We start from the raw sequence: 11,876 nt of genomic DNA on the forward strand, positions 1-11,876 counted from the left end.
CCGCGGGCGACGAGAGGGTCACGAAGTCAGGAAGATTCCCGCAGTCGCTGGATCAGCGCGTCCACCATGTTGTCTCCGGGCGACGCCTTCACGCGATTTTCACGCAGCGTGTTCAGCAGTTCCGAGGCGACGACCGACTTGCGGTCGGCCCGGATCAGCACGCCGGCGATCGCGTTCTGCACCGTCCACGACCGGGTCTTCGCGAACAGCTGGCGCAGCATGTCGACCGTTTCGCGGTCGGACAGGTAATGGCGGGCCAGCACGTCGAGGGCCCGGGTCTGCGCGTCCGGCGAGTTCATCCGGGCGATGGCCTGCGTGACCACGCGCAGTTCGTTGGCATCCGCCAGGGGCCGGTGCCGCAGGTAGGCCTGCGCGATGCGGACATCCGCGTCGACAGGGCTGGCCAGCCGCTCGAGCACGCGATCGCGTGCCTCGGCGTTGCCCAGGCAGGCGAGCACGGCGGAATGCCCCACGCCGTCGCCGCGGACCTTCGCGGCGAACGCGCCATCGAGCTCGCCGTCCTTGTTCAGGGTGCAGGCCAGGGAGACGTCCGGGCCGGAGACCTCCTTGCGGGCCAGCACGTCGCCGAGCAGGGCCACCACTTCGTCGCGGCGCTGCTGCGCCGAAAGCCAGCCCAGGTCGTACGCCACGTCGATCATGCGGGCGCGGGTCACGGGCTCGTCGGCATCGCGCGCGAAGGCGAGATGGCGCTCTCGCGAGGCGCTGTCCCCGGCGATCTGCCCGAGGACCTGCGCCACCTCGGGCTGCTGGCGGACGCTGGGCGACAGCGTGTCCGTGAGCCGCTCGATCCGGTCCAGCAGCAGGCGCGATTCGGCCGTCGGCCTCTGCAGGATCCCGTGGACGGCCGCCAGCCTTTGCGCGTCGGAAAGGCGATCGTCGGCGAACTTGCAGATGTCCTGCCGCAGCGGAACGAGGGGATCGCCCTCCCCGATGCCGCGCGCCGCCACCAGGCCGTGGGAAGAGAACTGCCGCAGCAGGCCGCCGCTCGGGCGGCCCTTGCCGACTTCGGAGCTGCCGGCGCCCTGGAAGTAGCGGCTCAAGACGGAACCTGCCACGGGACCGAGCGGCGCCACGGAGGAAAAGCCGTAGATCACCGGCACGTCCTTGAACAGCAGCCGCATGCGGTCGCGGCTGCTCTCCCCGCGCTGCTGCCCGAGCAGGCGCGCGAGCCGCGCTGCCTCGTCCGTGGAGCGGCCCTCGCGCGCGTAGCTCCGCGCCACCTCGCCGGAGATGGTGTGCTGCGCCTGCGGGTTCATCGTGTTGCAGCCGAACAGGTAGACCTCCTTGAGGTTGGCGAACAGGCTGGGACACGAGCCGGAACAGGAGACGCGTTCCAGTTCCTCGATGGGCAGGAACTCGTTCTTTTCCAGCGAGTCCGAGAAGAACACGTTGCCCTCGCCGTGGTGCCCGGAGATGACGAGGATGTCGCAGGAGACCTTGGCCTCGCACGAGGAGGCCAGCCAGTCGCGGCGGTTGCGCTCCACGAGCTCGACGAACTGGTACTTCTCCGCGGGCAGGAAGCGGCGGAACGTTTCCTTCTCATCGGCGGAATTGATGGTGATCGTGCACACCGTCTGCTTCCCGGCGAGCGCGAGAAGCGGCAGCAGGCAGGCCGCCAGCAGGCAGAGCGAGCGAACGATGCGCATGGCGACCAGACCTCTCGGCAGCGATGAGGCGCCCATGGTCCGCCGCGCCCCGCCCGCAGGTTCGTAGGAACGAACCGGACGGGTCGTGTCGGCTTTCGTCGGATATGCGCGTGAGTCTCAGGTCGGCTGGGCCGGCATTGCGGCGCTGGCCGGGCGTTCCCGCCCCGCCGCCTCAATAGCAATGCAGGGCTGGGTCGGGGAAGCTCGCGTCCTTCACGGCACCGACGTACCGGCGCACCGCCTCGGCGATGCTCCCGCTGCCTTCCATGAAGTTGCGCACGAAGCGCGGCGGCTGGGCGCTCGCCAGTCCCAGCATGTCGTGCAGCACCAGCACCTGCCCGCTGCAGTCCGGGCCGGCGCCGATGCCGATGACGGGAATGGACAGCTCGCGGGTGATCGCCGCGGCGAGGGCCGTGGGGACGAGCTCCAGCACGAGCATGGCGGCGCCGGCTTCGGCCAGCGCCAGCGCGTGCTCCCGCAGCGTGGCGGCCGCGCGCTCGTCACGGCCCTGGATGCGCCAGCCCCCCAGCGCATGCACGGATTGCGGCGTCAACCCCAGATGGCCGCAGACCGGAATGCCGCGCTCGCTGAGGAAGCGCACGGTGGCGGTGGTCCAGCCTCCGCCTTCGAGTTTCACCATCTGCGCGCCGGCCTGCATCAGCGCCGTGGCGCTTCGCAGCGCCTGCTCGCGCGACTCCTGGTAGCTGCCGAACGGCAGGTCGCCGATCACCCAGGCCGTGCGGCTTCCCTGCGCCACACAGCGCGTGTGGTAGGCCATCTGCTCCAGCGTGACGGGAACGGTGCTGGAAGCGCCTTGCAGCACCATGCCCAGGGAGTCGCCCACCAGCAGGCAGTCGACGCCGGCTTCGTCCAGCACCCTGGCGAAGGTGCTGTCGTAGCAGGTGAGCATCGTGAGCTTCTCGCCCCTGGCGTGCATCTCGCGCAGCCGATGCAAGGTGAGCGGCTTGCGGCCGGAAGGGGTGCCCATGGTTGGCCGCTCAGAGCTGCTGCACGGGGACGAAGTCGCGCGTGGCGAGCTGCCGGTTCGCCTCGTCGACGAACACCAGCTTCGGCTTGTGCGCCGGCACCTGGTCCTCGTGCACCTGGGCGAAGGCGGCGATGATGAGGAGATCTCCCACCGCCGCCCGGCGCGCGGCCGAACCGTTGACGGAAATCATCCCGGAGCCGCGCTGCCCCTTGATGGCGTAGGTGACGAAGCGCTCGCCGTTGTCGACGTTCCAGACGTGGATCTGCTCGTTCTCGACGATGCCGGCGGCTTCCAGCAGGTTCTCGTCGATGGCGCAGGAGCCCTCGTAATGAAGCTCGCAATGCGTCACGGCGACGCGGTGGATCTTGGAATTCAGCAACGTACGGTACACGCGCGCGTCTCCTCATCGCCGCCGCGATGTTGCGGCGCACCATTCTAGAGTCAGCTTGGGCGACCACCCTGAGTGTCCGCAGGCCGCCGGGGATATTCGGTGTCGGGGCGAGGCTTCCTCGCGCGCCGCGCGCCGGGATTGCGGAAACCCGCGCGCTCCTCAGCTTCCGGATGCCCCCCGGCCCGGTCCCGGCTCCGCCAGCGGTTCCGTCTGCCGCGACGTCGCCAGGGCCCGCCGCGCCAGCTCCTGGTACAGCAGCGTGCCCTGGTGCTTGCGCGCGATTTCCGCTTCGGTGAGTGGTCGCCTGGGCTGCGCGGGCATGCCCGCGACGAGCGTGCGGGCGGACACCCTGGTGCCCGCGGGGACGAACGCACACGCCGCGACCATGGCCTGCTCGCCGATCTCCGCGCCGTCCATCACGACCGCCTTGATCCCGACCAAGGCGCCGCGCCGCACGACGCAGCCGTGGAGCACCGCACCGTGGCCGATGTGCCCGTCCGCCTCCACGAGCACCTGCGCGTCGGGGAAGCTGTGGAGGACGCAGCCGTCCTGCACGTTCGCCCCCGCCTCCAGCACGATGCGGCCGAAGTCGCCGCGCAGCGAGGCGCACGGGCCGACGTAGCAGTCCGGGCCGACGACCACGTCCCCGGTCAGGACGGCCGTGGGATGCACGTACGCGGTGGGATCGACCACAGGAATCAAGCCATCGATGGAATAACAGGGCATCTCGAATCTCCGATGGACGTGCTTCGGGCAGGCACTGTTTCGTTTCAATACCGCGCCGCCCGAATCGCCGGCACGGATTCGGGATTGACGAGGGTGCTGAGATCGCCCGGATCCTCACCGAGCCAGGCGGCGCGGATCACGCGGCGCATGACTTTCATGTTGCGGGTGCGCGGCAGGTCGGCAACGAGGGCGACTTCGGCCGGCCGGAAGGCCCCGCCCAGGCCGGCGACGACAGCGGCCGACAGGGCCTTCACCTCGGTGCCACCGCCTGCGGCGAAGCCGACCACCATGCGGATCGGGCGACTCGGCCAGGCCTGCGCGAAGGCGCTGGCGCCGAGCAGCGCGATGGCGCCGGCGAGGGCGGCGGTGCGAGGCCAGCGGCGCGGCGAGGAGCAGGTAGCGGTCATGGGTCGTCTCCTTGTGAGCGGGGTGCAGGGACTCGCGCGTGTTCAGCCGAGGGCCTGGACCAGTTCGGGCACGGCGATGAAGAGGTCGGCCTCCAGGCCGTAGTCGGCGACGCTGAAGATCGGCGCCTCGGGGTCCTTGTTGATCGCGACGATCACCTTGCTGTCCTTCATGCCGGCCAGGTGCTGGATCGCCCCGCTGATGCCCGCGCCGATGTACAGCTGCGGCGCAACGATCTTCCCCGTCTGCCCCACCTGCCAGTCGTTGGGGGCATAGCCGGCATCCACAGCGGCGCGGCTCGCACCCAGCGCGGCGCCGAGCTTGTCCGCCAGCGGCGCGAGGACCTCGTTGAACTTGTCGCTGCTCCCCAGCGCCCGTCCGCCGGAAACGACGACCTTGGCAGCGGTGAGCTCGGGGCGGTCGCTGCTGGCGATCTCGGCGCCGACGCATGACGACGTTCCCGCGTCGGCCACGGCAGCGACGCTCTCGACGGGCGCGCTGCAACCCGTGACTGCTGCCGGCTCGAAGGCGGTCGTGCGCACCGTGACGACCTTCACCGGGTCGGCGCTTTGCACGGTGGCGATGACGTTGCCCGCGTGGATCGGCCGCTCGAAGGTGTCGGCGCTCACCACCTTGGTGATGTCGGAGACCTGCGCGACATCCAGCAGGGCCGCCACGCGCGGTGCGACGTTCTTGCCGCCCGCGGTGGCGGGAAAGGCGATGTGGCTGTAGCCGCCGGCGAGCGCCACGACCTGCGCCGCGACGTTCTCGGCGAGCCCGGCGGCGAGCTGCGGCGCGTCGGCCAGCAGCACCTTGGCGACGCCGGCGATCCTGCTCGCGGCTTCGGCCACCCCCTGCGCGCCATGGCCGGCGACGAGGATGTGCAAATCGCCGCCGGCCTGCGCGGCGGCCGTGACGGCGTGGAGCGTGGCGCCCTTCAGGACGGCGTTGTCGTGTTCCGCGATGACGAGAGCGGTCATTGATGAATCTCCGGGTTGCCTGGCGTGGCGATCGTCAGATCACCTTCGCCTCGTTCTTCAGTTTCGCGACCAGCGTCGCCACGTCCGCCACCTTGATCCCCGCAGCGCGCTTCGGCGGCTCGCTCACCTTGAGCGTCTTCAGCCGGGGCGTGACGTCCACACCGAGGTCCATCGGACGCACCGTCTCCAGCGGCTTCTTCTTCGCCTTCATGATGCTGGGGAGCGTCACGTAGCGCGGCTCGTTCAGGCGCAGGTCGGCGGTCACCACCGCGGGCAGCTTCAGCTCCAGGGTCTCCAGCCCGCCGTCGACCTCGCGCGTGACCCTTGCCTTGCCGTCTGCCACCTCCAGCTTCGAGGCGAAGGTGGCCTGCGGCAGCCCCGCCAGCGCCGCCAGCATCTGGCCGGTCTGGTTGGCGTCGTCGTCGATGGCCTGCTTGCCGAGGACGAGCAGGGAGGGCCGCTCCTTGTCCGCCAGCGCCTTGAGCAGCTTCGCGACCGCGAGCGGCTGCAGCTCCTCGCTCGTCTCCACCAGGATGGCGCGGTCGGCGCCGATGGCCATCGCCGTCCGCAGGGTCTCCTGGCACTGCGCGGGCCCGCAGGACACCGCCACGACCTCCGTGGCCACGCCCTGCTCCTTCAGGCGCACTGCCTCCTCCACCGCGATCTCGTCGAACGGGTTCATGCTCATCTTCACGTTGGCGAGGTCGACGCCGCTGCCGTCGTTCCGGACCCGGACCTTCACGTTGAAATCGACCACGCGCTTGACGCACACCATGACTTTCATCGAAACGCTCTCCTGGGTTCAGCGATGGGAAAACCGGGGCGGACGCTTGTCGAGGAAGGCCCGCATGCCCTCGTGCGCGTCCTCGCTGGCAAAGCGGGCGTGCAACTGCCGCCGCTCGAAGCCGATGCCTTCGCCGAGCGCCGACTCATAGGTCCGGTTGACGGACTCCTTGATCGCCATGAGCGCGGGCAACGAGTAGGCGGCGATCGTCGCGGCGAGCGCGAGCGTCTCCTCGAACAGGCGCTCGTCGGGCACCACGCGCGACACCAGGCCGTAGCGGTCCGCCTCGGCGGCATCCAGCGCGCGGGCCGAGAGGCACATGTCCATCGCCTTCGCCTTGCCGACGGCGCGGGGCAACCGCTGCGTGCCGCCTGCGCCCGGCAGCATCGCGAGCTTGATCTCCGGCAGCGCGAAGCGCGCGCTCTCGCCGGCGACCACGATGTCGCACGCCAGCGCGAGCTCGCAGCCGCCGCCCATCGCAAACCCGGCGACGGCGGCCAGCACGGGCTTGCGCACGCGGCGGATCGTCTCCCAGTTGCGGGTGATGAAGTCACTGCGGTAGACGTCCATGTAGGTCCAGTCGACCATCGCCGCGATGTCGGCGCCGGCCGCGAATGCCCTGGCACCGCCGGCGATGACGATCGCGCCGACCGCGTCGTCGGCGTCGAACGCGAGCAGCGCCTCCCCGAGGCGGTCCATGAGTTCGTCGTTCAGCGCATTGAGCTGCCGCGGGCGGTTCAGCGTCGCGAGGCCCACGCGGCCGATGCGCTCGGTGAGGACGACCGGCTCGTCGGGCTTCACAGCGTCCCCTCCCGCAGCATCTCGCGCAGGCGGAACTTCTGGATCTTGCCGGAGGGCGTCGTCGGCATGGCATCGCGCACCACCAGGCGCTCCGGGACGTACTGCAGCGCCACCTTCTGCGACTTCATGAATTCGACCATGCCGGCAAAATCCAGCGTGTGGCCGGCCTTCGGCACGACGACGGCGCAGGCGCGCTCGCCGAGGCGCTCGTCGGGGTACGCCACGATCGCCGCCTGCGCGACGGCCGGATGGCGATACAGCAGCGACTCGATCTCCACCACCGGGATGTTCTCGCCGCCGCGGATGATGACGTCCTTGCTGCGTCCGCTGATGCGGATGTAGCCTGCCTCGTCCAGGCACGCGAGGTCGCCGGTGTCGAACCAGCCTTCGGCATCCGTGCCGTTCCACTGCGGCCGCCTCAGGTAGCCGCCGAAGTTGGAGCAGGAGCGCACGAGCAGCTTGCCGCTCTCGCCGGCGGGCAGCGGGCTGCCAGCGAAGTCGACCACCTTCACCTCGACGCCGGGGAGCGGGCAGCCGTCGGTGTTGACGGCGCGCTCGTCGTCGTCGTCCAGCCGGATCAGCGTGACCGCCCCCGTCTCCGTCATGCCCCAGGCGGAGACGATCTTGGTCCCCAGCAGGGACCGCGCCTGCTCGACCAGCGGTCCCGGGATGGGCGCGCCCGCGCAGAGGAAAGTCCTCAGCGTCGGAACGCCCTGCCCCGATTCCTGCACCGCGCGGGTGAGGTCCGTGAGGAATGGCGTGGAGGCCATGGTGAACGACACGCGCTCGGCGCGGATCGTCTCGACCGCCTTCTTCGGCTCCCACACGTCCTGCAGCACGGCGCTGCCGCGCAGCAGGATGGGCATCATCAGGCCGTACATGAAGCCGGTCTGGTGCGCCATGGGGGACGCCATGAGCACGACGTCGTCGGACGTCAGCTCCAGGCGCCGGGCGTACGGGACGATGTTGGACATCAGTGTGTTGGCCGAATGCATCACGCCCTTGGGCTCGCCCGTCGTGCCGGAAGTGAACATCAATTGGGTGACGTCGTCCGGGCCGGGTCGTTGCCCGCCGAGGATCCCGGTTGCATCCGGCTCCTTCTCCCACGCGGGCCCGCTCAGAAGCGTCTCGAAGGCGTCCGGCCCCTCGCCGTCCACGACGACGACGCGCCGCAGCGCCGGCAACGTGGACTGCAGGGCACGCGCCATCGCCTCGTGGTCGAAACCGCGGAAAACCTTCGGGACGATGAGCACCTTGGCTTCGCTGTGCCCGAGCATGAACGCGAGCTCGCGCTCGCGAAAGATGTGCATCAGCGGATTGAGCACCGCGCCGATGCGCGAGCAGGCCAGGTACGCGACGCTGAACTGCCACCAGTTGGGCAGCTGCATCGCCACGACATCGTTGCGCGCGACACCGATGCGCGCGAGGCCGACCGCCACGCGGTCCGCGAGCACCCCGAGCTCGCGGTAGGTGAAGCGGCGCACCTCGCCGGTCTCCACGCGGATTGCGGTGAGGGCGAGCTTGTCGGGGACTGCCGCGATGCAGGCATCGAGTTCGTCGTTGATGGTGCGGTCGGGCCAGTAGCCCTCGGCGATGCACTCGGCGCGTCGCGGCGCGAGCAATACGGGATCGAACTCCATGAAGCCTCCTCGGTTTCCGTGCTGTGGGGGTCAGGCGGGGACGGCGGCGCGGCCGGCACGGGCGCGCGCGATGACGGTCTTCATGATCTGCGCCGTGCCGTCGCCGAGCTGGAAGCCCAGCACGTCGCGCAGGCGTTGCTCCATCAGCCCGCGGTCGTAGCCGCCATGGCCGGACAGCAGCAGGCACTGGTGGATCGCGTCGTAGGCGAGCTTGGGACCCCACCACTTGCACATCGCCGCCTCGGCACTGTGGGGGGCACCCTTGTCCTTCAGCCACAGCGTCTGCAGGCACAGCAGCCGTGCCGCCTCCACCTGGGTGTCGTACTCGGCGAGCGGATGCGAGACGCCCTGGAACGCCGACAGCGGCTTGCCGAACGCCTCGCGCTCGGCCACGTAGGCCCAGGTCTCGTCGAGCGCGGCGCGCGCCACGGCGAGCACCTGCAGGCCGATCAGCGCGCGCGAGAAGTCGAAGCCCTGCATCACCTGCACGAAGCCCTTGTTCTCCTCGCCCAGGCGGTGGTCCACCGGAATGCGGACGTTCTCGAAGAACAGCGACCCGCGGCCGATGGCGCGCTGCCCGTGGCAGTCGAAGCGGCTGCGCGTGAGCCCGGGCACGTCGGCGGGCACCAGCAGCGCGGTGACGCCGTGCGCGCCGGAGTCGACCGTCCCCGTGCGGCCGAACACCACGATCGCGTCGGCCTGGTCGGCGGCCGAGATCGAGGTCTTCTCGCCATTGATCACGTACTCGTCGCCGACGCGTTCGACCCGCAGGCGCAGTTGCGCCGCGTCGGAGCCGCCGCGCGGCTCGGTGAGCGCGATGGCGAACAGCGCCTCGCCGCGCGTGAGCTTCTCGAGCCAGGGCTGGACCACCTCCGGCCGGCCGTGGTGCGCCAGGATCTGGCCATTGAGCGAGGCGAGCAGGTTGATGTAGGACATGCTCAGGTCGGCGCGCGCGATCTCCTCGTGGATCACGCCGGCCGCCAGGCAGCCCGTGCCCTGGCCGCTGAAGCGCTCCGGCAGCTCCGGCGCGATGAACCCCATCTCGCCCATCTCGCGCATGAGGCGCCGGTCGAGCACGCGCGTCTTGTCGCGTTCGAGGAAGCCGGGCGCGATGCGCTCGTCGGCGAAGCGGCGCGCATGGTGGGCCAGGGTCAGCAGGTCGTCGTCCAGATATGGATTCATCGGGGAGTCTCCAGGAGTACCGGGGCAGGGGCAGTGAGCGGCCCCCGCGTCCTGCCAGTGGGGTGGGGCTGTTACTTCGCGTACTTGCGGAAATCGGGCTTGCGCTTGTCCTTCAGCGCGGCCACGCCCTCGCGCGACTCTTCGGTGTCGTAGAAGAGCTTCAGTGCATACATCCCCATGCCGGCGATGCCGCTCTGGTGCGCGGTGTCCATGTTGAAGCTGCGCTTGGCGATCGCGATGGCGGTGGGGCTGCGTTCGCAGATCGTCTCGGCCCACTGCTGCACCTCGGCATCGAGCTGGTCGTGCGGCACGCAGGCGTTGGCCAGGCCCATCGCGACGGCTTCGGCGCCCGAGTAGCGCTTGTTGAGGTACCAGATCTCGCGCGCCTTCTTCTCGCCCACCACGCGGGCGAGGAAGGCCGTGCCGTAGCCCGGATCGACCGAGCCCATCTTGGGCCCGACCTGGCCGAAGATGGCCTTCTCCGAGCAGATGGTGAGGTCGCAGATCGTGCACAGCACGTTGCCGCCGCCGATCGCGAAGCCCTGCACGCGCGCGATCACCGGCTTGGGCACGTCGCGGATGGCGGTGTGCAGCTCCTCCATCGGCAGCCCGATGGTGCCGCGGCCGTCGTAGTTGCCGTCGTGCGCCGACTGGTCGCCGCCGGTGCAGAAGGCCTTGTCGCCGGCCCCGGCGAGCACGATGCAGCCGACATTGCGGTCGTAGCCCGCTTTGTTCAGCGCCTTGATCAGCTCGTCGCAGGTGGTGCCGCGGAAGGCGTTCATCTTCTCCGGGCGGTTGATGGTGATCCAGGCCACGCCGTTGCGGATCTCGTACAGGATGTCTCGGAAGTCCATGGGTCGTCTCTCGAAGGTTGGTGGGTTGCCGGCGTCAGCCGTTCATGGTCAGGCCGCCGGACACGCTGAGGACCTGGCCAGTGACATAGGCAGCGTCGTCGCTGGCGAAGAACAGCACGGCGCCGGGCAGGTCGCCGGGCTGGCCGATGCGGCCGAGCGGAATCGAGCGCGTGAACGCCTCCATCAGCTTTTCGGGGTTGCCCGCGCCTTCCTTGTAGTCGGCGAACAGGGCGGTGTCGGTGGGCCCGGGGCACACGACGTTGACGGTGATGCCGTGGCGTGCGTGCTCGCGGGCGATGGTCTTGGAGAACGACACCAGCCCGCCCTTGCAGGCCGCATAGACGGCCTCGCCCGACGAGCCGACGCGCGCCGCGTCGGAGGAGATGTTGACGATGCGGCCCTTCTTGCGCGCGGCCATGCCAGGCAGCACCGCGTGATGCATGTGCAGGGCGCCGGTCAGGTTGATCGCGATCAGCTTGTCCCACTGCGCGGGCTCGGTCTTCGTGAACGGCTTGAAGACGTCCCAGCCGGCGTTGTTCACCAGGACGGCTATCGGGCCGAGCGCCGTCTCCGTCTGCGCGACGGCGGCGTCGACGCTGGCGCGATCGGTGATGTCGCAGCGGAACGCCTGCGCCCGGCCGCCCTCGTCACGGATCGCGGCGGCGACCTTCTCGGCCGCGTCGGGATTGAGGTCGTACACCGCGACACGGGCGCCCTCGGCGGCGAAGCGTCGGCAGGTGGCCCCGCCGATTCCGCCGCCACCGCCGGTGACGACCACGGTCATGTCCTGGAAGCGTTGCATCATGTTCCTCTCGATGGCTTGGGTTGCAGACCGCCTCCAGCCCCGGGTCAGGATTAGAATAGGTCAATATGTTGTCGTAATTGTAGGTGCGCGCCGCGCCGGACGCAAGCCCTGACTTTGTATCGGAGATTTCATGCCCCACGCTGGACGACAGACGGCGGAAACGAAGACGGAGATGGCCAACCGGCTGTTCTTCCGGCTCTACCAATGTGCCAACATGTTGCACAAAACGGGAACGCGGGCGGTCGAAGCCGAGGGACTGACCACGCAGCAGTGGGCGGTGCTGGGCGCCTTGTCCCGCGAGAAGGCGGAAACCGGCATGAGCGTCGGTGAGCTCGCCAGGTACCTGATGGTGAGCCGGCAGAACCTGTCCGGCCTGATCGGGCGCATGGAGCGCGACGGGCACGTGGTGGTCGCTGCCCACGGCGAGGACCGGCGCTCGCGCGTGGTCACGATGACCGAGTCGGGCCGGCATGTCTGGCAGGCGCTGGCGCTGCCGAAGATCCGCGCCTACTACGAGGAGATCCTGGGCGACTTCTCCGTCAACGACCTCGCCCACATGCTGCACTACCTGCTCAAGATGCTCGAGAACATGCAGCGCCTGGACCAGGCCTGGGTCGGATCCGGCGAAGAGGATGGCGGCGCGTCGTAGCAGC

Annotated in this window: 13 protein-coding genes; 1 reads left to right on the top strand and 12 read right to left on the bottom strand. The window is 69.6% G+C overall.

Features of this window, described 5'->3' with window-relative positions:
- Positions 1 to 26 precede the first annotated feature (26 nt).
- The 12 genes from JJ685_RS01540 to badH form a co-directional block, all read right to left on the bottom strand.
- Entirely contained in the window at positions 27 to 1,667 is a 1,641-nt protein-coding gene (locus JJ685_RS01540; protein WP_201672413.1) for a hypothetical protein, read from the bottom strand.
- 172 nt (positions 1,668 to 1,839) lie between these two features.
- Positions 1,840 to 2,655: a 3-methyl-2-oxobutanoate hydroxymethyltransferase gene (panB, locus tag JJ685_RS01545; protein WP_201672414.1), complete on the bottom strand. Its 816-nt coding sequence runs from the start codon at positions 2,653 to 2,655 to the stop codon at positions 1,840 to 1,842.
- Positions 2,656 to 2,665: 10 nt separating this feature from the next.
- Positions 2,666 to 3,046 (bottom strand): aspartate 1-decarboxylase, encoded by a 381-nt coding sequence (panD, locus tag JJ685_RS01550; protein WP_201672415.1) that lies wholly within the window; start codon positions 3,044 to 3,046, stop codon positions 2,666 to 2,668.
- A 159-nt stretch (positions 3,047 to 3,205) separates the two neighbouring features.
- Complete coding sequence (locus JJ685_RS01555) at positions 3,206 to 3,772, bottom strand: acyltransferase (RefSeq protein WP_201672416.1); 567 nt, start codon at positions 3,770 to 3,772, stop codon at positions 3,206 to 3,208.
- A 44-nt stretch (positions 3,773 to 3,816) separates the two neighbouring features.
- A complete protein-coding gene (locus JJ685_RS29565; protein WP_236598650.1) occupies positions 3,817 to 4,179 on the bottom strand; it encodes a hypothetical protein in 363 nt (120 codons plus the stop codon).
- A gap of 42 nt (positions 4,180 to 4,221) precedes the next feature.
- A complete protein-coding gene (locus JJ685_RS01565) occupies positions 4,222 to 5,157 on the bottom strand; it encodes an electron transfer flavoprotein subunit alpha/FixB family protein (RefSeq protein WP_201672417.1) in 936 nt (311 codons plus the stop codon).
- 34 nt (positions 5,158 to 5,191) lie between these two features.
- The gene (locus JJ685_RS01570; protein WP_201672418.1) at positions 5,192 to 5,941 is read right to left on the bottom strand and encodes an electron transfer flavoprotein subunit beta/FixA family protein; all 750 of its coding nucleotides are present in this window, start codon (positions 5,939 to 5,941) and stop codon (positions 5,192 to 5,194) included.
- An 18-nt stretch (positions 5,942 to 5,959) separates the two neighbouring features.
- Complete coding sequence (locus tag JJ685_RS01575; protein ID WP_201672419.1) at positions 5,960 to 6,742, bottom strand: enoyl-CoA hydratase; 783 nt, start codon at positions 6,740 to 6,742, stop codon at positions 5,960 to 5,962.
- Positions 6,739 to 8,382 carry a cyclohexanecarboxylate-CoA ligase gene (gene aliA, locus JJ685_RS01580; RefSeq protein WP_201672420.1) on the bottom strand — a complete coding sequence of 548 codons (1,644 nt, stop codon included), beginning with the start codon at positions 8,380 to 8,382 and terminating at the stop codon, positions 6,739 to 6,741. Before aliA ends, JJ685_RS01575 begins: the two co-directional genes overlap by 4 nt.
- 30 nt (positions 8,383 to 8,412) lie before the next feature.
- Positions 8,413 to 9,564, bottom strand: coding sequence for a cyclohexanecarboxyl-CoA dehydrogenase (gene aliB / locus JJ685_RS01585; RefSeq protein WP_201672421.1), 1,152 nt, complete (start codon positions 9,562 to 9,564; stop codon positions 8,413 to 8,415).
- Positions 9,565 to 9,635: 71 nt separating this feature from the next.
- Positions 9,636 to 10,418 (bottom strand): 2-ketocyclohexanecarboxyl-CoA hydrolase, encoded by a 783-nt coding sequence (gene badI, locus JJ685_RS01590; protein ID WP_201672422.1) that lies wholly within the window; start codon positions 10,416 to 10,418, stop codon positions 9,636 to 9,638.
- Between the two features lie 34 nt (positions 10,419 to 10,452).
- On the bottom strand, positions 10,453 to 11,220 hold the full coding sequence (gene badH, locus JJ685_RS01595; RefSeq protein WP_201673656.1) for a 2-hydroxycyclohexanecarboxyl-CoA dehydrogenase: 768 nt from the start codon (positions 11,218 to 11,220) through the stop codon (positions 10,453 to 10,455).
- Positions 11,221 to 11,437: 217 nt separating this feature from the next.
- Here badH and JJ685_RS01600 point away from each other — a divergent pair, with 217 nt between their 5' ends.
- Positions 11,438 to 11,872, top strand: a complete 435-nt coding sequence (locus tag JJ685_RS01600; protein WP_236598651.1) for a MarR family transcriptional regulator — start codon at positions 11,438 to 11,440, stop codon at positions 11,870 to 11,872.
- The last annotated feature ends 4 nt before the right edge of the window (positions 11,873 to 11,876 follow it).

It is taken from the genome of Ramlibacter monticola, assembly GCF_016722785.1.
Classification (GTDB): Bacteria; Pseudomonadota; Gammaproteobacteria; order Burkholderiales; family Burkholderiaceae_C; genus Ramlibacter; species Ramlibacter monticola.

Bases quoted from the DNA above. Each gene is read 5' to 3' on its own strand.
- JJ685_RS01540 (WP_201672413.1), bottom strand. From the start codon at position 1,667: ATGCGCATCGTTCGCTCGCTCTGCCTGCTGGCGGCCTGCCTGCTGCCG.
- panB (WP_201672414.1), bottom strand. From the start codon at position 2,655: ATGGGCACCCCTTCCGGCCGCAAGCCGCTCACCTTGCATCGGCTGCGC.
- JJ685_RS01555 (WP_201672416.1), bottom strand. From the start codon at position 3,772: ATGCCCTGTTATTCCATCGATGGCTTGATTCCTGTGGTCGATCCCACC.
- JJ685_RS29565 (WP_236598650.1), bottom strand. From the start codon at position 4,179: ATGACCGCTACCTGCTCCTCGCCGCGCCGCTGGCCTCGCACCGCCGCC.
- JJ685_RS01565 (WP_201672417.1), bottom strand. From the start codon at position 5,157: ATGACCGCTCTCGTCATCGCGGAACACGACAACGCCGTCCTGAAGGGC.
- JJ685_RS01570 (WP_201672418.1), bottom strand. From the start codon at position 5,941: ATGAAAGTCATGGTGTGCGTCAAGCGCGTGGTCGATTTCAACGTGAAG.
- aliA (WP_201672420.1), bottom strand. From the start codon at position 8,382: ATGGAGTTCGATCCCGTATTGCTCGCGCCGCGACGCGCCGAGTGCATC.
- aliB (WP_201672421.1), bottom strand. From the start codon at position 9,564: ATGAATCCATATCTGGACGACGACCTGCTGACCCTGGCCCACCATGCG.
- badI (WP_201672422.1), bottom strand. From the start codon at position 10,418: ATGGACTTCCGAGACATCCTGTACGAGATCCGCAACGGCGTGGCCTGG.
- badH (WP_201673656.1), bottom strand. From the start codon at position 11,220: ATGCAACGCTTCCAGGACATGACCGTGGTCGTCACCGGCGGTGGCGGC.
- JJ685_RS01600 (WP_236598651.1), top strand. From the start codon at position 11,438: ATGTTGCACAAAACGGGAACGCGGGCGGTCGAAGCCGAGGGACTGACC.